The 24,231-nt window shown below is 69.2% G+C and carries 27 protein-coding genes; 22 read left to right on the top strand and 5 right to left on the bottom strand.

What is annotated here, in order from left to right; translation table 11 throughout:
- The first annotated feature begins 92 nt into the window (after window positions 1–92).
- From DXK32_RS19430 to DXK32_RS19395, 8 genes are all read left to right on the top strand, one after another.
- Window positions 93–920 carry a universal stress protein gene (locus tag DXK32_RS19430; RefSeq protein WP_114860010.1) on the top strand — a complete coding sequence of 276 codons (828 nt, stop codon included), beginning with the start codon at window positions 93–95 and terminating at the stop codon, window positions 918–920.
- Between the two features lie 92 nt (window positions 921–1,012).
- Window positions 1,013–1,264 carry a hypothetical protein gene (locus DXK32_RS19425; protein WP_114860009.1) on the top strand — a complete coding sequence of 84 codons (252 nt, stop codon included), beginning with the start codon at window positions 1,013–1,015 and terminating at the stop codon, window positions 1,262–1,264.
- Between the two features lie 167 nt (window positions 1,265–1,431).
- Entirely contained in the window at window positions 1,432–1,623 is a 192-nt protein-coding gene (locus tag DXK32_RS19420; RefSeq protein ID WP_114860008.1) for a DUF2934 domain-containing protein, read from the top strand.
- 33 nt (window positions 1,624–1,656) lie between these two features.
- Window positions 1,657–2,064, top strand: a complete 408-nt coding sequence (locus DXK32_RS19415) for an Hsp20/alpha crystallin family protein (protein WP_114860007.1) — start codon at window positions 1,657–1,659, stop codon at window positions 2,062–2,064.
- 10 nt (window positions 2,065–2,074) lie between these two features.
- On the top strand, window positions 2,075–4,480 hold the full coding sequence (lon, locus tag DXK32_RS19410; protein WP_114860006.1) for an endopeptidase La: 2,406 nt from the start codon (window positions 2,075–2,077) through the stop codon (window positions 4,478–4,480).
- 92 nt (window positions 4,481–4,572) lie between these two features.
- Window positions 4,573–5,400: a DUF2076 domain-containing protein gene (locus DXK32_RS19405; protein WP_114860045.1), complete on the top strand. Its 828-nt coding sequence runs from the start codon at window positions 4,573–4,575 to the stop codon at window positions 5,398–5,400.
- A gap of 160 nt (window positions 5,401–5,560) precedes the next feature.
- On the top strand, window positions 5,561–6,094 hold the full coding sequence (locus DXK32_RS19400; RefSeq protein WP_114860005.1) for a MarR family transcriptional regulator: 534 nt from the start codon (window positions 5,561–5,563) through the stop codon (window positions 6,092–6,094).
- Between the two features lie 78 nt (window positions 6,095–6,172).
- Window positions 6,173–6,592, top strand: coding sequence for a NifB/NifX family molybdenum-iron cluster-binding protein (locus DXK32_RS19395; protein WP_114860004.1), 420 nt, complete (start codon window positions 6,173–6,175; stop codon window positions 6,590–6,592).
- A gap of 4 nt (window positions 6,593–6,596) precedes the next feature.
- On the opposite strand, the gene DXK32_RS19390 is transcribed toward DXK32_RS19395, so the two are convergent.
- Entirely contained in the window at window positions 6,597–7,289 is a 693-nt protein-coding gene (locus DXK32_RS19390) for a sensor histidine kinase (RefSeq protein WP_114860003.1), read from the bottom strand.
- Window positions 7,290–7,533: 244 nt separating this feature from the next.
- Between DXK32_RS19390 and DXK32_RS19385 the strand changes: the two genes are divergently transcribed.
- A complete protein-coding gene (locus DXK32_RS19385) occupies window positions 7,534–8,556 on the top strand; it encodes an esterase-like activity of phytase family protein (protein ID WP_114860044.1) in 1,023 nt (340 codons plus the stop codon).
- A 42-nt stretch (window positions 8,557–8,598) separates the two neighbouring features.
- On the opposite strand, the gene DXK32_RS19380 is transcribed toward DXK32_RS19385, so the two are convergent.
- Entirely contained in the window at window positions 8,599–9,180 is a 582-nt protein-coding gene (locus DXK32_RS19380) for an NYN domain-containing protein (protein WP_114860002.1), read from the bottom strand.
- A 297-nt stretch (window positions 9,181–9,477) separates the two neighbouring features.
- Between DXK32_RS19380 and rpoZ the strand changes: the two genes are divergently transcribed.
- The 10 genes from rpoZ (at window position 9,478) to DXK32_RS19330 (ending at window position 19,109) form a co-directional block, all read left to right on the top strand.
- Window positions 9,478–9,924, top strand: a complete 447-nt coding sequence (gene rpoZ / locus DXK32_RS19375; protein ID WP_114860001.1) for a DNA-directed RNA polymerase subunit omega — start codon at window positions 9,478–9,480, stop codon at window positions 9,922–9,924.
- A 105-nt stretch (window positions 9,925–10,029) separates the two neighbouring features.
- A complete protein-coding gene (locus DXK32_RS19370; protein ID WP_114860000.1) occupies window positions 10,030–12,201 on the top strand; it encodes a RelA/SpoT family protein in 2,172 nt (723 codons plus the stop codon).
- A gap of 41 nt (window positions 12,202–12,242) precedes the next feature.
- On the top strand, window positions 12,243–12,665 hold the full coding sequence (locus tag DXK32_RS19365; RefSeq protein WP_114859999.1) for an HIT family protein: 423 nt from the start codon (window positions 12,243–12,245) through the stop codon (window positions 12,663–12,665).
- A gap of 99 nt (window positions 12,666–12,764) precedes the next feature.
- Entirely contained in the window at window positions 12,765–13,517 is a 753-nt protein-coding gene (locus tag DXK32_RS19360) for a pyridoxine 5'-phosphate synthase (RefSeq protein WP_114859998.1), read from the top strand.
- Window positions 13,514–13,969, top strand: a complete 456-nt coding sequence (gene acpS / locus DXK32_RS19355; protein ID WP_114859997.1) for a holo-ACP synthase — start codon at window positions 13,514–13,516, stop codon at window positions 13,967–13,969. The genes DXK32_RS19360 and acpS overlap by 4 nt, the downstream gene beginning before the upstream one ends.
- Window positions 13,966–14,736: a signal peptidase I gene (lepB, locus tag DXK32_RS19350; RefSeq protein WP_114859996.1), complete on the top strand. Its 771-nt coding sequence runs from the start codon at window positions 13,966–13,968 to the stop codon at window positions 14,734–14,736. The genes acpS and lepB overlap by 4 nt, the downstream gene beginning before the upstream one ends.
- A 56-nt stretch (window positions 14,737–14,792) precedes the next feature.
- The gene (gene rnc / locus DXK32_RS19345; RefSeq protein ID WP_014198742.1) at window positions 14,793–15,542 is read left to right on the top strand and encodes a ribonuclease III; all 750 of its coding nucleotides are present in this window, start codon (window positions 14,793–14,795) and stop codon (window positions 15,540–15,542) included.
- Window positions 15,535–16,575, top strand: a complete 1,041-nt coding sequence (gene era / locus DXK32_RS19340; RefSeq protein WP_114859995.1) for a GTPase Era — start codon at window positions 15,535–15,537, stop codon at window positions 16,573–16,575. Before rnc ends, era begins: the two co-directional genes overlap by 8 nt.
- Before the next feature lie 81 nt (window positions 16,576–16,656).
- Window positions 16,657–18,072: a YcjX family protein gene (locus DXK32_RS19335; RefSeq protein ID WP_014198744.1), complete on the top strand. Its 1,416-nt coding sequence runs from the start codon at window positions 16,657–16,659 to the stop codon at window positions 18,070–18,072.
- The gene (locus tag DXK32_RS19330) at window positions 18,069–19,109 is read left to right on the top strand and encodes a YcjF family protein (RefSeq protein WP_114859994.1); all 1,041 of its coding nucleotides are present in this window, start codon (window positions 18,069–18,071) and stop codon (window positions 19,107–19,109) included. Before DXK32_RS19335 ends, DXK32_RS19330 begins: the two co-directional genes overlap by 4 nt.
- 4 nt (window positions 19,110–19,113) lie before the next feature.
- Here DXK32_RS19330 and DXK32_RS19325 read toward each other — a convergent pair whose 3' ends face one another.
- Entirely contained in the window at window positions 19,114–20,598 is a 1,485-nt protein-coding gene (locus tag DXK32_RS19325; RefSeq protein ID WP_114859993.1) for a tetratricopeptide repeat protein, read from the bottom strand.
- A 223-nt stretch (window positions 20,599–20,821) separates the two neighbouring features.
- On the opposite strand from DXK32_RS19325, the gene DXK32_RS19320 reads away from it, so the two are divergent.
- On the top strand, window positions 20,822–21,379 hold the full coding sequence (locus tag DXK32_RS19320; RefSeq protein WP_114859992.1) for a hypothetical protein: 558 nt from the start codon (window positions 20,822–20,824) through the stop codon (window positions 21,377–21,379).
- A 58-nt stretch (window positions 21,380–21,437) separates the two neighbouring features.
- Window positions 21,438–21,650 (top strand): hypothetical protein, encoded by a 213-nt coding sequence (locus DXK32_RS19315; RefSeq protein ID WP_114859991.1) that lies wholly within the window; start codon window positions 21,438–21,440, stop codon window positions 21,648–21,650.
- A 97-nt stretch (window positions 21,651–21,747) separates the two neighbouring features.
- On the opposite strand, the gene DXK32_RS19310 is transcribed toward DXK32_RS19315, so the two are convergent.
- Complete coding sequence (locus DXK32_RS19310) at window positions 21,748–22,374, bottom strand: ATP-dependent Clp protease proteolytic subunit (RefSeq protein ID WP_114859990.1); 627 nt, start codon at window positions 22,372–22,374, stop codon at window positions 21,748–21,750.
- A 261-nt stretch (window positions 22,375–22,635) separates the two neighbouring features.
- On the opposite strand from DXK32_RS19310, the gene DXK32_RS19305 reads away from it, so the two are divergent.
- Window positions 22,636–23,496 (top strand): glycosyltransferase family 2 protein, encoded by an 861-nt coding sequence (locus DXK32_RS19305; protein ID WP_114859989.1) that lies wholly within the window; start codon window positions 22,636–22,638, stop codon window positions 23,494–23,496.
- On the opposite strand, the gene DXK32_RS19300 is transcribed toward DXK32_RS19305, so the two are convergent.
- A complete protein-coding gene (locus tag DXK32_RS19300; RefSeq protein ID WP_114860043.1) occupies window positions 23,454–24,224 on the bottom strand; it encodes a phosphodiesterase in 771 nt (256 codons plus the stop codon). The genes DXK32_RS19305 and DXK32_RS19300 overlap by 43 nt on opposite strands.
- Between the last annotated feature and the right edge of the window lie 7 nt (window positions 24,225–24,231).

The following is a 24,231-nucleotide window of genomic DNA, read 5'->3' as shown; positions in this document are numbered from 1 at the left end:
GCTGGCGTTGCGGCGCCGCAAGAGGAACAATCGGTGCCGGCGCGTCGCCCCTTGGGCACGCCCGCCCGAACAAGAATAACGGGAGGAGTTTCATGGCCTACAAGCACATCCTCGTGCATCTCGATTCCGGTCCGCAGGTGGAAACCCGCCTCGACGCGGCCATCGCCCTGGCGAAGAGCAGCGGCGCCTTCCTGCGCGGGCTGTTCGCCCAGCCGGACCGCAGCGCCACCAGCGTCATCGCCCGCCGCTCCAGCGACCATCTGGAGCAGGCCGCCGCCCGCAGCGAGGCGATGTTCCGCGACAAGCTCCAGGCGTCGGGCCTGCAGGGGCAATGGCACGGCCTGACCCACGGCGAACACAACCACGTCATCCGCGAGGTCATCATCTGGTCGCGCTTCGCCGACCTCACGGTGCTCGGCCAGTTCGACCGCAGCGCCCCCGCCGACGGCGTGGCACCGGAGGAGTTGAACGAGCAGGTGGTGCTGAATTCCGGCCGCCCGGTGCTGGTGCTGCCCTTCGCCGGCACCTTCCCGGTGATCGGCAAGCGCGTCGCCGTCGCCTGGAACGCCGAGCGCGAGGCCGCCCGCGCCCTGTCCGACGCCATGCCCTTCCTCCAGGCCGCCGACGAGGTCACCGTCATCACCGTCCTGACCCAGGCCGCCCCGCCGGCCGGGACGGAGCCGCAGCGCATCGGCCTGCTCGACCATCTGGCGCTCCACGGCGTGACGGCCGACCAGACGCATTTCACGGTGACCGACATCGGCGCCATGGACGCGCTTCTGGCCCGCAGCATCGATTCCGGGGCCGATCTGCTGGTGATGGGCGCGCACGGCCATTACGGTTTCCCCTTCCTGCACCGCGGCGGCGGGACGCGCCATGTCCTGCGCACCTGCCCGGTGCCGCTGCTGCTGTCCCACTGACGCCGTCCGGTTGACGGAAAGGGGCGGCGGGCTTTCCTCCGCCGTGCCGGGCGGCCATGTAGTGGCTTCCCGGCACCGGCTGGAGAGCGTGCATGTCCTGGCTCCGCGTCTTCCTGATCGCCTGCCCCGTCATCGTCCTGGCGGCGCTGTTCGTCGCCTGGGTGGCGACAGGCTTCGACCTGTTCGGCCTCAGCCTGCCGGGCCTGCTCGCCCTGGTCGGCGGCGCCGTGCTGACCAGCGCCGTCGCCATCGGGCTGATGGCCCTGGTTTTCCTCAGCAACCGCAGCGGCCACGACGAGGCGGCGGGCCGCCCCGACCCTACGGACGGGCCGGACCGGCTCTGAAGCCCCGACCCCGAAAGGGGCCATTGGCCCTTTCTTCCGTCTGATGTCCGCATGGTCGGCGGAACGCCTGCGACTCCCCACCGTTTCCGAAAGGACGAAGGAGCCCCGGTTCTTGCGGCCGGACGGGCCATGCCTGCGGCCGGGGCGGGAAGGAGGGGAACGCCGCGATGGACGAGCACCGCATCCGCCACCGTGCCTACGAGATCTGGGAGCAGGAGGGGCGCCCCGAAGGCCGCCGCGCCGAGCATTGGGAGCGGGCCTGCCGCGAACTCCAGGAGGAGGACGAGCGGGCGAAGGAGCAGGGCGCCGAACCGCAAGGCCTTGCCCAAGCCTCCGCGGATACCGGCGCCGGCATCTGACGTCCATCACACCCGTCATCCCAAGGAGACGCCATGCCGCCCCGCCGTGATCCCGCGTCCTTCATGTGGTCGGAGGCCGTCGAACTGCTGGACCGCGCCGAACGGCTGCACCGCCAGTTCTTCCGCCCGGCCCCGCCCGGCCCGCGCCGCGCCTGCTGGACCCCGCCCATCGACGTCTACGAGACGGAGGACGCGGTGACCATCGTCGTCGCCCTTCCCGGCGTTGGTGCGGAGCAGCTTCACGTCGCCGTCGAGGACGGCGTTCTGGTGGTTGCCGGCGAGCGGACGCTGCCGCTGGGCTGCGACGGGATCATCCACCGGCTTGAGATTCCCCATGGCCGCTTCGAGCGGCGGATCGAGCTGCCCGCCGGGTCCTTCCGCATGGGACGGCGCGAGCTGTCGGCGGGTTGCCTCGTGCTGACGCTCGACAAGATGGGATGAAGGACGTCCAATGACTGATGAGCACGCTGCCGAAGCGACGCCGACTCTCCAAACACCGCCCGTCTCCGGGTTGCCGGAGGATGTGATCCCGGTCATCCCCGTCCGGAACCTCGTGCAATTTCCGGGGGTGGTGCTGCCGGTGACGGTCGGTCGGGCGCGCTCGGTCGCCGCGGCGCAGGAGGCGGCCCGCACCGAACGGCCGGTCGGCATCCTGCTCCAGCGCGACGAGGCGGTGGAGGACCCGACCGGAGCCGACATGCACCGCGTCGGCACGACCGCCAGCATCCTGCGCTACGTCACCACGCCCGACGGCTCCCATCATCTGGTTTGCCAGGGACAGCAGCGCTTTCGCATCGTCGAGTGGGTGCCCGGCCATCCCTTCATGGCCGCCCGTGTCGAGATGGTGGAGGAAAGCGACACCGCCACGCCGGAGGTCATGGCCCGCTTCCTGAACCTGCGCAACGAGGCGGTGGAGGCGCTGCAACTGCTGCCCCAGGCCCCGCAGGAGCTTCTGGCCGCCGTCCAGGCCATCGAAAGCCCCGGCGAGCTGGCCGACATGACCGCCAGCTACATGGACCTGAAGCCCGCCGAGAAGCAGGAGGTGCTGGAGACCGTCGACCTGCCGGAACGGCTCGACAAGGTCGGCGGCCTGCTGGCCCGGCGGATCGAGGTGCTGCGTCTGTCCCGCGACCTCCGCGAGCGCACCCGCGAGGCGATGGACGAGCGGCAGCGCGAATATCTGCTGCGCGAGCAGCTCCGCGCCATCCAGAAGGAGCTGGGCGAGGCCGACGAGGGCCGTCAGGCCGAGATCGGCGAGCTTCAGGACGCCATCGCCAAGGCCGGCATGCCCCCCGATGTGCGCGAGCACGCCGAGAAGGAGCTGCGCCGGCTGGAGCGGATGCCGGAGGCGGCGGCGGAATACTCGATGGTGCGCAGCTACCTGGACTGGCTGATCGAAATGCCGTGGGACCGCCGGTCGGAATCGCGCATCGACATTGCCGAGGCGCGCCGCATCCTCGACGAGGACCATTACGGGCTGGAGAAGGTCAAACGCCGCATCCTGGAATTCCTGGCGGTGCGCAAGCTGAACCCGGAGGGGCGCAGCCCCATCCTGTGCTTCGTCGGGCCGCCGGGGGTGGGCAAGACCTCGCTCGGCCAGAGCATCGCGCGGGCGACCGGGCGGGCCTTCGCCCGCGTCTCGCTGGGCGGCGTCCATGACGAGAGCGAGATCCGCGGCCACCGCCGCACCTATGTCGGCGCGCTTCCCGGCAACATCGTCCAGGCGATCCGCAAGGCCGGGACGCGCGACTGCGTGCTGATGCTGGACGAGATGGACAAGCTGGGGCAGGGCTTCCACGGCGACCCCTCGGCCGCCCTGCTGGAGGTGCTGGACCCGGAGCAGAACGCCACCTTCCGCGACCATTACCTGGGCGTGCCTTTCGACCTGTCGAAGGTCATGTTCATCGCCACCGCCAACATGCTGGACACCATCCCCGGTCCGCTGCGCGACCGCATGGAGGTGATCGAGCTGTCCGGCTACACCGAGGACGAGAAGCTGGAGATTGCCAAGCGCTACCTGCTGGCCCGGCAGCTCGTCGCCAACGGATTGACGGCGGAGCAGCTGGAGATCCCCGACGACACGCTGCGGGCGATCATCCGGGACCACACGCGGGAGGCCGGGAACCGCCAACTGGAACGGCTGATCGGCGCGGTCGGGCGCTATGCCGCCGTCCGGATCGCCGAGGGCGAGGTCGAGCGGATGCGGGTTGAGCCGGCGGACCTGACGGCGATCCTCGGGCCGCCGCGCTTCGAGAACGACGTTGCGATGCGCACCAGCGTGCCCGGCGTGGCGACCGGCCTCGCCTGGACGCCGGTCGGCGGCGACATCCTGTTCATCGAGGCCAGCCGCTTCGCGGGCTCGGGCCGGCTGATCCTGACCGGCCAGCTGGGCGAGGTGATGAAGGAGAGCGCCCAGGCCGCTCTCAGCCTCGTCAAGTCGCGGGTGAAGGACCTCGGCCTCGACCCGGAAGGGCTGGACCGTTTCGACATCCACATCCACGTTCCGGCCGGCGCCATCCCGAAGGACGGGCCGTCCGCCGGGGTGGCGATTTTCACGGCCCTGGTGTCGCTGCTGTCCGGGCGCTGCATCCGCTCCGACACGGCGATGACCGGGGAGATCAGCCTGCGCGGTCTGGTGCTGCCGGTCGGCGGCATCCGCGAGAAGGTGGTGGCGGCCCAGCGCGCCGGGCTGAAGACGGTCATGCTGCCCGCCCGCAACCGCAAGGATTTCGACGACATTCCGGCGGCGGTCCGCGAGCGGCTGAGCTTCGTCTGGCTGGAGCGGGTGGACGACGCCGTCCGCGCGGCGCTGGTGCCGGAGCCCTCCGCGGAGGCGGCGGAGCGCAAGGCCGGGTAGCGTTCTCCGCAAGGGCCGGGCCCCTTGCGCACCGGGGGTGCGGTGCGCCACATCAATGGCGCGCCCGCATGGAGCGCGCACAGGAGACGATCATGACGCCCGAGGAACGCACCCTCCTTTCCGATCTGTTCACGCACCTGCGCGAGGTGGAGAACCAGCCCCGCGATCCGGAGGCGGAACGCTTCATCCAGCAGATGATCCAGGGCCAGCCCGCCGCCGCCTACTACATGGCGCAGTCGGTCCTGGTGCAGCAGCAGGCGCTGACCGCCGCCCAGCAGCGCATCGACGATCTGGAGCGTCAGGTCAAGGAGGCGCAGTCCCGCGCCCAGCAGACCCAACCGCAGCCGTCCGGCGGCAGCTTCCTGTCCAACGCGCTCGGGCTGGGCCGCAGCCCGTGGGCCGGCGGGGGAAGCCGTGCGGCGGAACCGCCCGCGCCGTCGCCCCAATCTCCCTCGGGGCCGGCCTACAACCCGATGCAGCCGCCGTCGCGCAGCCCGTGGGGCGCCGCTCCTCAGGCCAGCGGGCAACCCGGCTACGGCCAGCCTGCCTACGCGCCGCAGCCCGGTTACGCGCCGCAGCCCGGATTCGGCCCGCAGGGCTACGCGCCGCGCGGCGGCGGGTTCCTGAGCGGCGCCGCCCAGACCGCGGCGGGCGTGGCCGGCGGCATGCTGGCGGCCAGCGCCATCTCCTCAATGCTCAGCCATTCGCCGGGACCGTTCGGCGAAGCCGCGGCGGCGGGGCAGACGGCCAGCCATGGCGAGACGATCATCAACAACTACTACGGCGACTCCGCGGATCAGGCCGGGGGGCAGGGCTTCCCGCCGGAGGACAACACCCTTCAGAACGTCGACTACCAGACCGACGATTCTTCGTTCGACGACGGCGGCGGCGATGCTGGCGGAGACGACAGCTGGATCTGACCTTATCCAGTCCTTTGCGGAAGGCGCACCAACCCTTTGGAACGGTCCGGTGCGCCTTCACGCCGCCATCACAGTTAATATAAATTAAACAGTTAGGTCCCTACGGTGCGTCGGGCAAGGAAGGCCGTGCTCCCCCGATCCCCACGCAGAACCGAGGCCCATGACGACGCTCGTTCAGCCCCAGCCGACCGAAGATGCCGAGCGCAACGACGTTGAGCGCAAGGCCTCCGCCACCCAGATGTACCATGAGGTGGCCCGGATCATCGAAAGGATGCACCGCCGGTTCCTCGACGTTCTGCGAATCGAGCTGTCCCGCATCGGCATCGACGACATCAGCCCGGTGCAGGTGATGATGCTGCTGAACATCTCCAACGGCGAGATCAGCGTGCGCGACCTGATCGAGCGCGGCTATTACCTCGGCTCCAACGCCTCCTACAACCTGAAGCAACTGGTGGACAGCGGCTATGTCGACCGCTCCGCCTCGCCGCGCGACAAGCGCGCCGCCCGGCTGAAGCTGTCGCCCCGCGGGCTGGAGCTGTGCGAGCGGCTGCGCCACATGGCGTCGGTCCATTCCGACGGGCTGATCCGCACGGACGGCGACGGCCAGGACTTCGAGGTCACCTATCGCACGTTGCGCCGTCTGGAGCGCAAATGGACGGACGTCATCCGCTCCGACGAAACGGAAATCCTCTGACGCGCATTGACCTCCCTCAGTGTGCGCGGCGGTCCGCCGTGCCACGGTAAGGCCACTGGGCTTCGAGGGGGATAGGGGATGAGGTTCGCCGTCGGCACGCAGGATTACCGCAGCATCGCCACCCACGGCGGGCGCACCCGCCGCTTCCTGGTCTTCGAGGCCGAGGCGGGCGGGACACCCGTCGAAGTCGCGCGAATCGAGCTGGCGGAGGACGAGGTGCTTCACCTCGCCGGCGACGGACGCCCGCACCCCATCGACGCGGTGCGGGTGGTCATCACCGGCTCCTCGGGCGAGGGCTTCATCAACCACATGAAGCGCCGCGGCATCGAGCCGGTGACCACGTTGGAGACCGATCCGGCGCAGGCGATTCGGGATTGGTTCGCGGGGACCGTCAAGACGGCCCCACCGCCCGAACATCCCCACGAGCATCACGACCACGAGCATCACGACCACGGCCTTGGCGACGCCCCGCACGAGTGCCACGGGGCGCCGGCCTGAGTCGTCACACAGGAAAAGATACGCTGGCGGTGGTGCCGGCGGCGTCGCTTTCCGTGTTCAGCGTGTCGCCGAGCTGGGCAGCCAAAGCCTCGGCCAGCATCAGCCCGTCCTCCGCCGTCGTATCGAAGCCGGCGGGCAGGGCGCGCCCATTGTCCTCGACGATCAGGCGGGCGCGCCCGTTGTTCTCCTGCATCACCGACACGCGGATCCAGCCTTGCTCCGGAAAGGCGTGGTGCAGGCTGTTGGTGATCAGTTCCGCGGTGATCAGGCCCAGCGGCATGGCCTCGTAGAGGCCGATCTGGATGGGATCGCTCTTCACCTCGATGGGCACGTTGGCGAGGCCGCCGGGAGTCCCGTGCTTCACCGCGTCGGCGAGCGATTCGATGTAGCGGCCCAGATTCACATGGGTGCCGGTGCCCGATTCGTGGAGATGGCGGTAGAGGATCGCCAGCGCTTCGATGCGGACCAGCGTCTGCTCGTAGGCGGCGCGGGCGTCCGGGTCGCGGATGCGGCCCGTCTGCAGCTTCAGCAGGCTGATGACCAGCTGCAGACTGTTCTTGGCGCGGTGCTGAAGCTCGCGAAGTTCGGCCTCCAGCTCCCGGATGCGCTCCGCGATTGGGTCCTCCGGCGCACCCGAACCGGTTGCGGGGCGATCAGCAGGCAGGGCGACCGGCTGGGACCGGAGGGGATTGGGCATCACGCAATTCTCGGCTGAAGCTGGGCAATGTTTTACTTAGGTGCAGAACAATTTATGCGCTCGAACCCACTCCCGAGCTGGTTCTGAGGAAGTAACCCTCTGCGCATATCCAATTCGTTCGTCCACGTTCGGACGGAGAGGCAGGGCCTATGAGCCCGGCGGACAAAGGGTGGGAATCGCGGGCAGGCGGGGCAAGCCGGAAAATGCGTTCCCCTGGTTGCCCCATCGTGGCATGAGTGCCGCCATGCGTTTGAGAACCTTGGTGATTCCCTTCTGCGCCCTGCTGGCTGTGGCCGGTGGCTGCGCCGCGGTGGCCGGCAACGGCTCGCCGGCCGAGTCGTCCGTTCCGGTTGCCCTCGACCGCGACCGCCCCGATCTTTCGGAGGTCGGCGCCCTGCGATTCCGTGGCGCTCTCCGTTTGCCTGATGGGGCGGGGGTTGGCGGCCTGTCCGGCCTCTGGGTCAGCGACTCGGGCGACCGCTTCGTCGCGGTGTCCGATCTCGGCAAGAGCGTCACTGGACGCCTGTCCTACGACGCCCAGGGCCGTCTGGCCGGAGCCGGACAGTATGACGTCCGCCCGCTGGTCATCGACAAGGACCCGGATTACCGCGGCCGCCTCAACGACTCGGAGGATCTTGTCCGCCTGCCGGACGGCGGCTGGCTGGTGCCGTTCGAGCGCAATCACCGCATTCTCCGTTACGACGGCGCCGACCGCCCCGAGGGGCCGCCGCGCAAGCTTCCCACGCCGCCCGGCCTGGAGAAGGCCCCGTCGAACGGCGGGGTCGAGGCGCTGGCCGCGCTGCCGGACGGCCGCATCCTGGCCATCGAGGAAGGGGACGACGACGGCGTTCGGGAACGCCACGCCTGGATCGCTCCCGCCAATCCGAAGACACGCGGCGACTGGCAGCCGCTGACCTACCGCGCGGCGCCGCGCTTCCGCCCCACGGCGGCGGCGGCCCTGCCCGACGGCGGGGTGCTGGTTCTGGAGCGTCGGGTGTCCCTGCTGGGCGGCTGGGCGGCGCGCATCGTCCATGTGCCGGCGGACTCGCTGCGCGGCGGCGCGACGATGGATGGGGTGGAGCTGGCGCGGCTGGAGCCGCCCTTGCCGACCGACAATTTCGAAGGGTTGGCCGTCCGGCCCGGGCCGGACGGCGACACGCTGGTCTACATCGTCTCCGATGACAACCGCAGCCCGCTCCAGCGGACCTATCTGATGATGTTCCAGCTTCCGGCCAACGCCCTGAAGCCCACCGTCGCGGGGCGTTGACACGACGCCCCGCGGAGTGCGCTGCGGCTCGGACGTCGACGCTCAGAAGTTGGCGTAGGGACCGCCTTGGGCGGACAGGTCCGGAGCGCCTGGAGCGCCCGGGCTCCCCATCGGTTCGCGGTGGTGATGGACGCGGGCGATGCTCGGAGCGAGGTCCTGAAGCTCGATGAAATTGTCGGCCTGACGACGCAACTCGTCGGCCACCATCGGCGGCTGGGAACGCACGGTGCTGATGACGCTGACCCGCACGCCCTTGCGCTGCACCGCCTCGACCAGCCGGCGGAAATCGCCGTCGCCGGAGAACAGCAGGATGTGGTCCACCCGCTCGGCCATCTCCATCACGTCGATGGCCAGCTCGATGTCCATGTTGCCCTTGATCTTGCGCCGGCCCGAGGCGTCGGTGAACTCCTTGGTCGGCTTGGTCACCATGGTGTAGCCGTTGTAGTCCAGCCAATCGACCAGTGGCCGGATCGGCGAGTACTCCTGATCCTCCACCAGCGCGGTGTAATAGAAGGCGCGGACCAGCCGCCCTTCCGAGGCGAAGCCGTCGCGCAGGCGCTTATAGTCGATATCGAAGCCCAGGGACCGGGCGGCTGCGTACAAATTGGCGCCGTCGATGAACATCGCCAAACGCTCTTCCTTATAAAAAAGCTTCGTAACATCTTTCGGCAAAGTCGTATTGCGGTCCAATTCCGTAATCCTTCCACGATGGATTGAATTATATCTCAGGCATACGCGAAATTGCGATTCACCAGATAAGTAACGTAGGGGTTCGTCTACGCGCGAGCAAGGGGGCGCGCGGGCATGGGGCACCTGCGGGCGGGGTACGGCGGGCGGACCCGCCGTGGCTCGAAGCGCTTGCGCAGGCGCGAACGCATCAATATATTCGGTTCCCTTCGCAGATCCCGGAGTTGGTTTGGTATGGCCCGCGTTACCGTCGAAGATTGCGTCCTCAAGGTTCCGAACCGGTTTGAGCTGGTCATGATGGCGGCCCAGCGCGCGCGCGAGATCGCGTCCGGCGCCCCGCTGTCGATCGACCGCGACAACGACAAGAACCCGGTCGTTGCCCTGCGTGAGATCGCCGATGAGACGGTGATGCTGGAGCATCTGAAGAACGCCCTGATCAAGGGCCACCAGAAGCACGTCGAGCCCGACGAGCCCGAGGAGGAGATCGTCGAGCTGATGGCCGGCGAGAACGACTGGGCCGCCCGCGGCGACACGTCGCTGGAGGACGAGGACGGGATGAGCGAGGCGGAGGAGGTCGGCGAAGGCGACGACCTGCTGTCCGACATGGAGAGCGACCCGGCGGCGGCCTTCGGCGAGACCGAGGATGACGTCGTCGGCCGCGATGCGGACGGGGATCTCTGACGCTGACCGACAGCGACCGGCTGTGGGGGCCAGCGGCCCCCGTTTCCGTCGACCAACCATTTATTTGCGAAACTTCATGGCGCACGCTGCGCCGGGTCGGGTGGCATGATCCGGCAATATGAGCTTGTCGAGCGCGTCAAGGCGTACGACCCCTCGGCGGACGAGGAGCTGCTCAACCGCGCCTACGTCTTCTCCATGAAGGCGCACGGCTCGCAGACCCGCGCCTCGGGCGACCCCTACTTCCTCCACCCGCTGGAGGTCGCCGGCATCCTCACCCAGCTCAAGCTGGACGCCGGGACCATCGCGACGGCGCTGCTGCACGACACGGTCGAAGACACGGTCGCCACGCTGGAGGACATCGAGAAGCACTTCGGCAAGGAGATCGCCCGTCTGGTCGACGGCGTGACCAAGCTGTCGCGCCTGGAGTTGCACAGCGAGCAGGCCAAGCAGGCCGAGAATTTCCGCAAGCTGGTGCTGGCCATGTCGGAGGACATCCGCGTCCTCCTCGTCAAGCTGGCCGACCGGCTGCACAACATGCGCACGCTGTTCCATCTGAAGAACCCGGACAAGCGCAAGCGCATCGCCCGCGAAACGATCGAGATCTACGCCCCCCTGGCCGAGCGCATCGGCATGCACCAGGTCAAGGACGAGCTGGAGGATCTCTCCTTCGCGGAGCTGAATCCGGACGCCCGCGACAGCATCCTGGCCCAGCTCTCCCGCCTGCGCACCGAAGGCGAGAACCGCGTCCAGCGGATCATCCAGGAACTCCGCGGCACGCTGGCCGAGGAGGGGCTGCCCAACGCCGGGGTCACCGGGCGCGAGAAGACCGCCTATTCGATCTGGCGCAAGCTGCAGCGCAAGAACGTCAGCTTCGAGCAGCTGTCGGACATCATGGCCTTCCGGATCATGGTGGACACGGTGCCGGAATGCTATCAGGCGCTTGGCGTCATCCATGCCCACTACCCGGTCGTTCCGGGGCGTTTCAAGGACTACATCTCGACGCCCAAGCCCAACGGCTACCGCTCGCTCCACACCGGGGTGATCGGTCCGGAGCGCAACCGGATCGAGGTGCAGATCCGCACCAGCGACATGCACGAGATCTGCGAACTCGGCGTCGCCGCCCATTGGGCCTACAAGCAGGGCGAGCCGCGCACCCAGCAGGGGCGCGAATACCGCTGGCTGCGCGAGCTTCTGGACATCCTGGAGCACGCCCAGAAGCCCGAGGAGTTCCTGGAGCACACCAAGCTGGAGCTGTTCCAGGACCAGGTCTTCTGCTTCACGCCGAAGGGCGACCTGATCGCGCTGCCGCGCGGGGCCACTCCGGTGGACTTCGCCTACGCCGTCCATTCGGAGGTCGGCGACCACTGCGTCGGCGCCAAGATCAACGGGCGGATGCTGCCGCTGCGCACGCAGCTGCAGAACGGCGATCAGGTCGACATCATCACCTCCAAGGCCCAGACCCCGGTTCCGGGCTGGGAGCGCTTCGTCGTCACCGGCAAGGCGCGGGCGCGCATCCGCAAGTTCCTGCGCACCCAGCAGCGCACCCAGTACATCGAGCTGGGCCGCGCCATCCTGCAGCGCCAGTTCAAGTCGGAAGGCTACGAGTTCTCGGAAAAGGCGCTGGAAGGCGTCATCAAGATCTTCCAGCAGCCGAGCGCCGACGATCTGATGGCCAGCGTCGGGTCGGGCCTGCATTCCGGACGCGAGGTCTTTCACGCCGTCTTCCCCGGCCACAAGCCGCATGTGGCGACGCCCAAGGAAGGCGACGACAAGAACGCCATCACGGTGCCGAAGCCCAAGCCGAAGGCGAAGGGCAACAACGCGCCGCTGCCGATCCGCGGCCTGATCCCCGGCATGGCGGTCCATTACGCCCGTTGCTGCCACCCGCTGCCGGGCGACCGCATCGTCGGCATCGTGACCACCGGCAAGGGCGTGACCATCCACACCATCGACTGCGAGACTCTTGAGAGCTTCCACGAGTCGCCGGAGCGCTGGATCGACGTCGCCTGGGACATCGGACCGGACAGCCCGGAAGAGCATGTCGGGCGCATCTCGCTGGTCGTCAACAACGAGCCGGGCTCGCTCGGCACGCTGTCCACGGTCATCGGCAAGAACGGCGGCAACATCACGAACCTGAAGATCACCAGCCGCAACACCGACTTCTTCGAGCTGCTGATCGACATCGACGTGAAGGACGCCAAGCACCTGACCAACATCATGGCCGCCCTGCGCGCCACCCCCGCCATCAACGCGGTGGAGCGGGCGCGGGGGCGGTGAGGGCGCCCGCGCGGCCGCGCCTGTCGGAAAGCGAGGGAAGCATGTCCAGCCCGACCATCTTCAGCCGCCTGATCGCCGGGGAGCTGCCCTGCGCCGTGGTGTACGAGGATGCGGAGACCTTCGCCTTCATGGACGCCGGGCAGGTCAACCCCGGCCATGTGCTGGTGGCGCTGAAGCGCCCGGCCCCGACCATCCTGGACGTGACGGAGGACGAGGCGGCGGCCCTGTTCCGCACCGTCCACAAGGTCGCCCGCGCCGTCCAGGCGGCCTTTACGCCGGAGGGGATCACGCTTCTCCAGACGAACAGGCCGGCGGGCTGGCAGACGGTGCCGCACATCCACGTGCATGTGGTGCCGCGCTACGAGAACGACGGCGCCGATCTGGTCTGGCCGCGCCATGACCCGCCCATCGAGGAGTTGAAGGCGCTCGCCGAGCGGATCGCCGCGCATCACATCGTCGAATGACGGCGTGACGCGACGCTGCACCGCCGCTATATAGCAGGGAGAACCGGTGCCCGCCGGATGCAGGATGCGGGACCGGCGCGACACCGGAGTTTCGAGCCTATGCCCCGCCCTCTGCGCCTTGGCGTGAACATCGACCATGTGGCGACCGTCCGCAACGCGCGGGGCGGGCGTCACCCCGATCCCGTGCGCGCGGCGAAGCTCGCCGCCGAGGCCGGGGCCGACGGCATCACCGCCCATCTGCGCGAAGACCGCCGCCACATCATCGATTCCGACATCGAACGGCTGATGGCGGAGATGCGGCTGCCGCTGAATCTGGAGATGGCGGCGACGGACGAGATGCTCGCCATCGCGCTGCGCCACAGGCCGCATGCCTGCTGCCTCGTCCCGGAGAAGCGCACCGAGGTCACCACCGAAGGCGGGCTGGACGTCGCCGGGCAGATGGACAACCTCAAGCGCTTCGTCGGTGACCTCGCCGCCGCGGGCATCCGCGTCTCGCTGTTCATCGACCCGGAACCGGCGCAGCTCGACGCGGCGAAGGCGCTGGGCGCCCCGGTGGTGGAACTGCACACCGGCGCCTATTGCGACGCGCCCGCCGGGGCGCAGCGCGCGGCGGAGCTGGAGCGCATCGTCCGTGCGGCGGCCCACGCCGAGGCCATCGGCCTGGAATGCCACGCCGGCCATGGGCTGAGTTACGAGACGGTGGGGGCGGTCGCCGCCATTCCGACCATCGTCGAACTGAACATCGGCCATTTCCTGATCGGCGAGGCGATCTTCGTCGGTCTGGGCAACACGCTCCAGCGCATGCGCGCCGTGATGAAGGACGCCCGCGCGGCGGCCGGAGGCGTCTCATGATCCTCGGCATCGGGAACGACCTGATCGACATCCGCCGGATCGAGCAGTCGCTGGACCGTTTCGGCGACCGTTTCATCGCCCGCATCTTCACCGACGTGGAGCGCGCCAAGTCGGAGCGCCGCGCCGGCGCCGCCGGCAAGCACAGCGCGCGGGCCGCGACCTACGCCAAGCGCTTCGCCGCCAAGGAGGCCTGCTCCAAGGCGCTGGGCACCGGGTTCCGCGACGGCGTGTTCTGGCGCGACATGGGGGTGGTGAACCTGCCCTCCGGCCAGCCGACCATGCGCCTGACCGGCGGCGCGCTGGAGCGGCTGCAGGCGATCACCCCGCCGGGAATGCAGGCGCGCATCCATGTGACGCTGACCGACGAGTACCCGATGGCCGAGGCCTTCGTCATCATCAGCGCCGAACCGGCCGACACTTCCATCACCACCTCCACGGCACCATCCGCATGACCATGAACAGAGAGACCGCCTTGACCGGCAAATCCAAAGAGACAGGCGGCTTTGCCGAGACGGTGAAGACGGTCTTCTACGCGGTCATCATCGCCTTCGGCGTGCGGACCTTCGCCTTCGAGCCCTTCAACATCCCGTCCGGGTCGATGATCCCGACGCTGTTGATCGGCGACTACCTGTTCGTGTCCAAGTTCTCCTACGGATACAGCAAGTACACGGTCGGCTTCGGGCTGCCGCTGTTCGAGGGCCGCATCCTCGGCCACGCGCCGGAGCGCGGCGACGTCGCGGTGTTCAAGCTGCCGCGCGACAACAAGACCGACTACATCAAGCGCGTCATCGGCCTGCCGGGCGACACCGTCCAGGTGACCGGCGGCGTCCTGCACGTCAACGGCCAGCCGGTGAAGCGCGAGCGCATCGAGGACTATGTGTCCCGCGACGCTCTGGGTCGCGAGGTCCGCATCGCGCAGTATGTGGAGACCCTGCCGGGCGGACGCAGCCACCGCATCATCGAAGAGTCGGACAACGGTCCGCTCGACAACACCCCGGCCTTCAAGGTGCCGGCGAACCATCTGTTCATGATGGGCGACAACCGCGACAACTCGCTGGACAGCCGCGTCCCGTCGCAGGTGGGGTATGTCCCGATGGAGAATCTGGTCGGGCGCGCCGAATTCCTGTTCTTCTCTCTGGAGGACGGGACGCGCTTCTTCGAGGTGTGGCGCTGGCCGGCGGATCTGCGGTTCAGCCGCCTGTTCAACGCCGTGAAGTGAGCCCCGCCGGGGCGCGGAGACCGATTATTGTGAGCCCTGAAGAACGGGGGACCCCCATGGCGTCCGACGCGGACGTGAGCGCCGATTCCGCCGACCTCGCGGAGTTGGCCGCGGCCATCGGCCACCGCTTCGCCGACCCGCAACGGCTGGCCGACGCGGTCACCCATCCCAGCCTGATGGGGCTGGAGCGCAACGACCGCGGCGGGCGGCCCGAGCAGGGGCCGGGCCTCGCCTATGAGCGCCTGGAGTTCCTAGGCGACCGGGTGCTCGGCCTCGTCATCGCGGAATGGCTGCTGGAGCGCTTCCCCAACGAACGCGAGGGCGCGCTCGCCAAGCGGCACGTCTCGCTGGTCCGGCGGGAGGCGCTGAGCCGTGTCGCCGGCGCGCTGCAGCTTGGGCGCTACCTGCGCCTGTCCCCGTCCGAGGCGCAGGGCGGCGGGCGCAGCAACAACACCATCCTGGCCGACGCCTGCGAGGCGGTGATCGGGGCGCTCTATCTGGACGGCGGCATGGACAAGGCGCGGGACTTCATCCGCGGGGCCTGGGCCGGGCAGATCGACCGCGCGGAGCCGCCGCCGCTGGATTCCAAGACGGCGTTGCAGGAATGGGCGCAGGGCAACAAGCGGCCCCTTCCCACCTATGAACTGATCGAGCAGAGCGGCCCGGCGCACGAGCCGGTGTTCCGCATCGCGGTCCGGTTGAAGGGCATGGAGCCGGTGACGGCCACCGGCCCCTCCAAGCGGGTCGCCGAACGGAAAGCGGCCAGCGCCTTGCTGCGCCAATTGGGAGTGCAGGTCGATGACTGACGGCCGCGACAAGTTTGAAGACGACGATTTCGACGGTAAGGACGAGAGCGTGGACGAGGGCGTGAGCGAGAGCGTGGACGAGGGTGCCGACACTGGTGCCGAAGAAGGCGCCGAAGAGGCTGCCTATGTGCCCGAAAACCCGCGCTGCGGCTTCGTTGCCCTGGTCGGCGCGCCGAACGCCGGCAAATCGACCCTGCTGAACGCGATGGTCGGCTCCAAGGTGTCGATCGTCAGCTCCAAGGTGCAGACCACCCGCACGCGCGTGCTCGGCATCACCATCGCCGGCGACAGCCAGATCATCTTCGTCGACACGCCGGGCATCTTCAAGCCGAAGCGCCGGCTGGACCGCGCCATGGTGGCGGCGGCCTGGCAGGGGGCGGAGGACGCCGATCTGGTCGGCCTGCTGTTCGACGTGTCGCGCCGCAGCATCGACCAGGACACGCTTGGCATCATCGCCCGGCTGAAGGAGCAGGGGCGCAAGGCGATCCTGATCCTGAACAAGATCGACCTCGTGCCGCGCGAGAAGCTGCTGGGCCTCGCCGACAGCTTCAACCAGGAAGGCATCTTCACCGACATCTTCATGCTGTCCGCCTCGACCGGCGACGGGGTGGAGCATCTGCGCGGCTTCCTGGCCGCCCGCATGCCGGAAGGCCCTTGGCATTACCCGGAGGACCAGATCTCCGACATGCCGATGCGCCTCCTGGCGGCGGAGATCACCCGTGAGAAGCTGTTCCAGCAGCTTCACCAGGAACTTCCCTACGCGGCGACGGTCGAGACCGAGCAGTGGGAGGAGTTCGAGAACGGGTCGGTCAAGATCTCCCAGGTCGTGTATGTCCAGCGCGACAGCCAGAAGGCCATCGTGCTCGGCAAGCAGGGCACCCGCATCAAGGCGCTGGGTCAGGCCGCCCGCACCGAGCTGGAGGAAATGCTGGAGCAGCGTGTCCACCTGATGCTGTTCGTCAAGGTGCGCGAGGATTGGGAGAACGATCCGGAGCGCTACGAGGCCTGGAACCTCGACTTCGGGGCGTCCTAAAGCACCGGTCAGGGTATAGGCGTGGGCGGACGGTCCCCCATATAGAGGGGCGATCCTTTCCCCCACACGGACCGTCTGACCGTGCGCGTGCCCATTTTCAACGACCTGTACGACGCCGGCTCGCGCCTGTTGGGGCGGGCCGGCGATCTCGTTTCCGGCGGCATCCTGGAACAGGACGTCCGTCTCGGCGTCACCGGGCTGCGGCGGGCCGGCAAGACCGTGTTCGTCACCTCGCTGGTCGACAACCTGCTGAAGGCCGGGCGGCTTCCCTTCCTCGACGTGGTGTCCTCCGGCCGCTTCCAGGCGTCGCGCCTGCGCCCCCAGCCCGACGCCCAGGTTCCCCGTTTCGAGGTCGAGCAGCGGCTGGCCGAGCTGGCCGGTCCGGCGCCCCATTGGCCGACCGAAACGCGCGGCATCAGCCAGCTCCGCCTGTCCATGCGCTACCGCCCGAACGCGGTTCTGAAGCGCACGGTGCAGCCGGTCGCCACGCTGAATCTCGACATCGTCGACTATCCCGGCGAATGGCTGCTCGACCTGCCTCTGCTCCACCAGTCCTTCGCGGAATGGAGCGCGCTGACCCTGGAGCTGGCCGGGCGGGCGCCGCGCGACGAGCTGTCGGTGTCCTGGCGCGGCTGGCTCGCCACCATCGACACGGCGGCCCCGGCGGAGGAGGAGCAGGCGCGGCGCGGTGCCGCGCTGTTCACCGACTATCTGCACGCCTGCCGCCGCTCCGACAATCTGCTGAGCCTGATCCAGCCGGGGCGATTCGTCGAGCCGGGGGACATGGCGAACGCGCCGCTGCTGACCTTCTGCCCGCTGCCGGGCGACCGTCCGCGCACCCGCGGCAGCCTGTGGGCGCTGATGGAGGACCGCTACGAGGCGTACAAGTCCAAGGTCGTCCGCCGCTTCTTCGCCGAGCATTTCGCCCGGCTCGACCGGCAGATCGTCCTGATCGACGTGCTGGGGGCGCTGAACTCCGGCCCGGCGGGCATGGCGGACATGAAGCGCGCCCTGGAACTGAGCCTGGAGCCCTTCCGCCACGGGTCCAGCAGTTGGCTGGACTGGCTGCTGGGCCGGAAGATCGACCGCGTGCTGTTCGCCGCGACCAAGGCCGACCATGTCGCCTCGCACCAGCACAACAGCCTGCGCCATCTGCTGGACCGGCTGGTGTCCGACGCCCGCGCCGGCATCCGCTTCGAAGGGGCGCAGGTGGAGACCATGGCCATCGCGGCCCTGAAATCCACCGAGACGGTGGTGACCGAGCATGAGGGGCGGCAGTTGCGCTGCGTGCGCGGCGTGCCGCTTGGTCGCGACCGCCCGACCGTGCTGTTCCCCGGCGAGATCCCCGAGGACGCCGACTTCCCGCCGGGGCAGGAGCGGCCCTACAACTTCATGGCTTTCCAGCCGCCGGCCGACCTCGCCCGCGAGGCGCGCGGCCTGCCGCACATCCGGCTGGACCAAGCCATGCAGTTCCTACTGGGGGATTATCTGGAATGAGCGAGCGCACGCGCGACCGCCACTGGGTCCCGCCGATGGAGCTGGACCCCACCCGCGCCGCCGCCGTCCCCGCGGCGGAGGAGGAGGCGATCATTGCCGGTCCCTTGGCCGGCCCCCTGGCGGGTTCGGCCGCCGAGCGTCTTCCCGCCCTGCTGGCGGAGGGCCGTCCGCGCAGCCGGCTCGGCCGCTGGCTGACCGGGTCGGTCGCCGCGCTGGTGCTGATCGCGCTGGGCTTCGACACCTGGGACCTGTTCAACCGCGCCTTCGCCACCAGCGCCGCGCTGGGCGTTCTGGTGGCCGCCGCCGTGACCGTGGCCGGCGGGGCGGCGCTGGCGATGCTGCTGCGCGAACTGCGCGCGCTGCGCCGCCTGCGCAGGATCGAGGAGCTGCGCGGCGAGGCCGGGCGCCTGTCCACCGAGATCGTGACGAAGGCCGGGGAGCCGGGCCACGCCGACCGCTTCGCCGGGTCGTTGACCCGCCTCTACGACGGCCGTCCCGATCTGGCGCCCGCGCTGGAGCGGGTGCGCGACCATGTGACCGACGCCCATGACGACGCGGAGATCCTCCGCCTGCTCGACCGCGAGGTGATGGGACCGCTGGACCGCCGCGCCTACCAGACCGTCCTGCGCGCCTCGCGCGACACGGCGGTGGCGACGGCGCTCAGCCCGGCGGCGGTCGTCGATCTCGCCGTGGTGCTGTGGCGGAACCTGAAGCTGGTGCGGGAGATCGCGGCGCTCTACGGCGCGCGGCCCGGCTATGTCGGGTCGCTGCGGCTGTTGCGGCGGATGCTCGCCAACCTCGCCGTCGCCGGGGTGGCGGAAAGCGCCCACCATGTCGCCGTCGAGGCGCTGGGCGGCTCCATCGCCGCGGCCATCTCCACCCGAATGGGGCAGGGGGTGATCAACGGGCTGCTGACCGCGCGGGTCGGGCTGACCGCCATGCATCTGTGCCGCCCCATCGCCTTCGGGCCGGACAACCGCCCGAGCATGGGCCAGATCCGCAAGGAGTTGCTGTCCCTGCCGAAGCAGGTTCTGTAGCCGGTCAGGCTTTCGGAATGGGCAGGCCGTGCCGGGGGTGGGCGCGGTCGTGGACCAGCGTGCGGTCGCGGATCATCGGCCAGACGATGCGGCGCAGGAAGCGGTGATCCTGCGCCCGGTCCGCCTCGGCGGCGGCGTGGCGCTCGGCCAGCGGCAGCAGGTCGGGCAGCAGCCCGGCAATCCCGCCCCAGTGACCGCCCGACATCAGCTCCGTGTGCAGAACCCCGTCGCGCAGGACGTGGAAGGGCAGGCCGGAGGCGATCCAGGCATCGACGGCGGCCTTGCTGTCGGCGGTCGGCGGCGCGTCCCAATCCCGGCAGAGGAAACGCGCCACCGTGGGATCGTCGGCGGCCGCCAGACGCCAATAGGGGCCGCCGGTCGGTGCGTCGGAGGCCACCGCGACGAGGTCCGCCCCCGTCGCGGCCAGTTCGGCCAACCGGTCGGCGGAAAGCGTGCCGTCGTGATGAACCCGGCAGGTCCAGCCCGGATGCAGCGCCAGGGTGTGCCGCAGAATCTCCACCGGGTCGTGGGCGCCGGCGGGTTGGCCGCTCCACAGGCTGAAGGCGATGACGTTGCGCCGTCGCCGCTCCACACCGCGTGGCTGGGCGGGCAGCGGGGGCAGGGCGAGGGCCGTGCCCATGGCCGTGCGGTCCTTCAGGTCCAGCGCGCGTTCCCCCCAGACGGCGGCCTCGTCGTCCCGGCCGAGCAGGGCGAGCGCGACGACCAGCCGGTCGATGGCGTCGAGATGGCGGGGGTCCAGACGGGCGGCCCGCTCCAGCGCACGGGCGGAATCGTCCAAACGGTCCACGCCGCCCAGCGCGACCCCCAGATTGAAGGCGGCGGACGGGAAATCCGGCGTGATGGCCAGGGCGTTGCGGTAGGCGAGGGTGGAATCCTCCCGCAGTCCCATGGCGAACAGGGCATTGCCGTAGAGAAAGGCGACGTCGGCGTCCAGCGGCAGCAGGTCCGCGGCGCGGGCCAGCGGTCGGAGGGATTCGGTGCCGCGCCCCTGCTCGACCAGAAGGCGGCCCTCCTCGTGCCGGAGCGCCCCCAGGCGTTCCGCCGCGATGGTGAGGGTGGGGGCGGAGGCGACGGCGCGCTCCAGGGCGGCGATGGCCCCGGCGGAGCGGCCCAGGCTGCGCAGGGCGTTCGCCATGTCGGTCCAGGCCTCCGCGAAGTCGGGCTGGAGGGCGACGGCGCGCCGATAATCCTCGACCGCCGCCTCCGGTTGTCCGGAGGAACGGCGGATGTTGCCGCTGTTGGCGTGCATGTCCGCCGCTTCGGGCCGCTGGGCGATGGCGCGGGCGATGAGTTGCAGGCCGAGCGCCTGTTCCCCCACCTGACCGGCCAGGACTCCCAGGAAATGCAGGGCGTCCGGCTGCTCCGGGTCCACATCCAGGATGCGGTGGTAGAGCTGCTGGGCCTCGGCCAGCCGGCCGGCCAGATGGTGCTCCAGGGCGAGCGCCAGCGCTTCCGCGATCGTAGCCATGCATACAGGCTTAAGCACCCTGGCGCCCTTCCGCAAGTGTCACGGCTGTGAGAAGGGGTGGGGAACGGTCCCAATGGTCCTGGAATGCGAAACCTTGGTGCCGCAAACAGCCTGTGGGAAACCGTCCTTCGGACTAGCCGGAAAAAAGGTGAACGAACCCTTTACAATGCACGAGTGCGGCTGCAATATATCATCTGGATTGTCCACACATCGGTGTAATGTCATGAACGTGGCCCTCGCCACCGCAACGGCTGCAAGGCCGTTGGCCTTCATGACGGCCCGCAACAGCGAGGCTGTTGAAACCGGGGCCGACACCGGGACTCCGTCTGCAAAGGACCCCGTGACCGGGCAGTCCGAACCCCTCTCCGGACGCTACACGAAGACCGCCTACCGTTACGATGCCGACGCATCGCGGCTGGTGCTGCTGTTCCGCAGCCCGGAGGACGGGGCGACCCTCGACCAGATTCCGACCGAGGCGGCGTTGCGGCAGTACCGCGAAGCGCAGAAGGATCGGAAGGGCGGCAAGGCGTCGCTCGAACTTCTGGTCGGCGGTTCGGACGGGCAGGACCAGCCGAACGGCGCCGGGTCGAGCGGAACCTCTGCCAACGGTTCCCCCGTGCACCGTTGGGCCTCGGGCCAGTCCGGGGCCGGCGGGGGCCGTTCCGGCCCGTCACAGGGGGCTTCCGCGCACACGTCACCGGTGGTAGCCTCCACCCCGATGACGACCCATGCGGCCGCAGCCCCCCCGGCGGGGTCCGTTTCGGTCAACGTGGTGATCTGATCGGCACGGCGCGGGCGGGTTTCCGTTCCACGGCTGTTTCTTTTGAAGGCATCCTTCGATGGCTCTCGATGTTTCATCCTCCACGCTCGGCGCCGCGATCGGTTTGCGGCAGGCCCAGGGACAGATCGATTTCGGCGTGAAGACGCTGAACCAGACCGCGCAGCAGCAGGATCAGGCGATCGCCACGCTGCTTCAAGGTGGTTCGGAAGGGCCCTCATCCGGCGGCAACGTGACGGCCACGCGCGGACAGAATCTGAACATCGTTGTGTGAACGGCTGATTCGGCGGGCTTGATCGCTCAGACCAAGCCGCGGCCATAAAAAAAGCCCCTCTCGCTGGAGAGGGGCTTTGTGCGTTCCGGAGAACCGCTTACTTCAGCTCGTCGAAGGTGTCGATGACGTGGCTGACGATGCCGTACTCGCGGGCTTCGTCCGCCAGCATCCAGTAGTTCCGGTCGGTGTCCTTGGACACCTTCTCCACCGGCTGGCCGGTCTCGCGCGCGATGATGCGGTTCAGCCGCTCACGCATGCGGATGATTTCCTTCGCCTCGATGGCGATGTCCGTCGCCCGGCCACCGGTGCCGCCCAGCGGCTGGTGGATCAGGAAGCGGGTGTTCGGCAGGCAGTAGCGGTCTTCCTTCTTCGCGGCCAGGAAGATGTGGCAGCCGGCGCTGGCGACCCAGCCGGTGCCCAGCATCTTCACGCGCGGCTTCACGAAGCGGATCATGTCGTGAATGGTGTCGCCCGCCTCGACGTGGCCGCCGGGGGAGTTCACCACGACCGTGATGTCGTCGTTGCTCTCGTGGGACAGAGCCAGCAGTTGGGCCGAGACGGCCTGCGCCAGCTTCATGTCGATCTGCCCGAAGATCAGCACCGTGCGCGCCTTGAACAGGTTCGACTGCACGGCAGCGAACGGCGGCGGGGCGCTTTCCTTCGACTTCTCGTCCGGCTCCTGCTCGGGTTCGTCGTCGAAGCGGGTGTATCCGTCTTGCGCCATCGTTTTTGAACTCCCTGAGGTCGGCGTGTCTACCGGGGGGCTTTGGCTTGCGGGGGCCTGGGATGTCGGATGGGGACCGAACCACGCCACTCGTTTCTCCACATAGCCCGTATCGGTTCCTTGTTCAACGGGCCGCGACGCCAAATCCCACCCCCGCATCGTCATAGTCGCGCTCAGGCTGGCCGCATCGGTGCGGATCGCCGCTTGCCGACCATCGGGAAGGAGAGGCAGACTGCCCTTTGCACAATCGGAGGGCGGTGCATGGGCGAGGGCAGCGGCGGGGGCGTCTCGGTCATCATTCCGGCCTACCGGGCGCAGGACACCATCGTCCGCGCCGTGTCCAGCCTGCTGGCGCAGAGCCTTCCCCACTGGGAAGCGGTGGTGGTCAGCGACGACGGCGCCGACTACCGTGCCCTTCTGGCGGCCGCCGGCATCGCCGACTCGCGCCTGACCTTCACCGGAACCGGCCGCGTCGGGTCCGGCGCCCCGGCGGCGCGCAACACCGGGCTGCGCTGCGCCCGTCTGCCGCTGATCGCCCCGCTGGACGCCGACGACCGGTTCGAGCCGGACCGGCTGGCGCGGCTCGCCCCTCTGGCGGCGGCGCAGGGGGCTGCGGCGGACAATGTGGCGGTGGTGCGCGACAGCGACGGCGCGCCGCTCTCCACCTTGTTCCCACCCGGCGCCGGGACCGCCACGCTGGATGCGGCGGCTTTCCTGAAGACCTCTGTCCCGATGTTCTTCGTGGTCCGCCGCGACCTTGTTCCCGGCTGGGAGGAGGGGGTCGATTTCTGCGACGACGTGGTCTTCAACATCCAGGTCTTCGACCGGCTGGGCCGCCTGCCGCTCGTTCTGGAGCCGCTGTACGAATACCGGCAGCGGGAAGGGTCGATCACCTGCTCCGTCGACAGCGGCACGCGGGCGGACCTCTGCTACCGCCATGTGCTCGACCGCCTGGCCGGCGACGGGCTGCGGATCGCCGACGCCGCGCTGCGCCATCGTTTCGCCGCAGCCCTGGACGCCAAGCGCGCCTTGAACGCCGCCTACATGGCCGCGCAGTCCGCCGGACGCTGCGCCAATTTTCAGGAGTTCCTGGCCTTGCGGGAAAACTCCCTGCCGGGATAGTCGCCGATCACGCTGAGATGCGTCACCACCGTGCCATCCGGTCGGAATTGATGGAGAGCGAGCGCGGACGGTTCCTCCGTCCAGCGGTAGGGCGGCTCAGGCGCGAGATCCAGGGCGATCTGGTAGGCGACAGACGGGGCGACGTAGCCGTGCGCCCCGTTCCAGGCGACCGCGGTCTGGCGGTGGGTGTGGCCGCACAGCACGGCCCGGACGTTCGGGTGTCGGCGCACCAGCCGGCCCAGCTCATCGGCGCCCTCCAGGCAGCGCAGCGTGTCCAGGAAGGCCAGCCCGGTGTCAAAGGGCGGGTGGTGCAGCGCCAGCACCGTCGGCCGCTCCGGCTGCTCGGCCAGCCGCTCCGCCAGCCAGGACAGCCGGTCGGCGCACAGGCCACCCACCGCCGAACCGGGGATGACCGAATCGAGCATCAGGATGCGGACCGGGTACGCCTCCACCGCGTGCTGGAGGAAGGGACCCTCCATGGGCATCCAGCCGGTGTCGGCGAAAGTCCGGCGCAGTTCCGCGCGGTCGTCGTGGTTGCCCGGCAGCACGCGGAAGGGAATGGCGAGCGGTTCCAGCAGGGCGGACAGCGCCGCGTACTCGCCGGGTTTCGGTCCGTTGACGAGGTCGCCGGTAATCAGGACGAGATCCGGGCGCGGCAGCAGCGCATTCAAATGGGCCACGGCAGCGGCAAGGCGGGCGTTCGTGTCGTAGGGGGTGGTTGTGGGGATGGTTGGG

Source organism: Azospirillum brasilense, from assembly GCF_003349955.1.
In the GTDB taxonomy this organism is placed as follows: Bacteria; Pseudomonadota; Alphaproteobacteria; order Azospirillales; family Azospirillaceae; genus Azospirillum; species Azospirillum brasilense_B.
The sequence above is the reverse complement of the archived record's forward strand: the minus strand, read 5'-3'. Positions and strand labels throughout refer to the sequence as shown.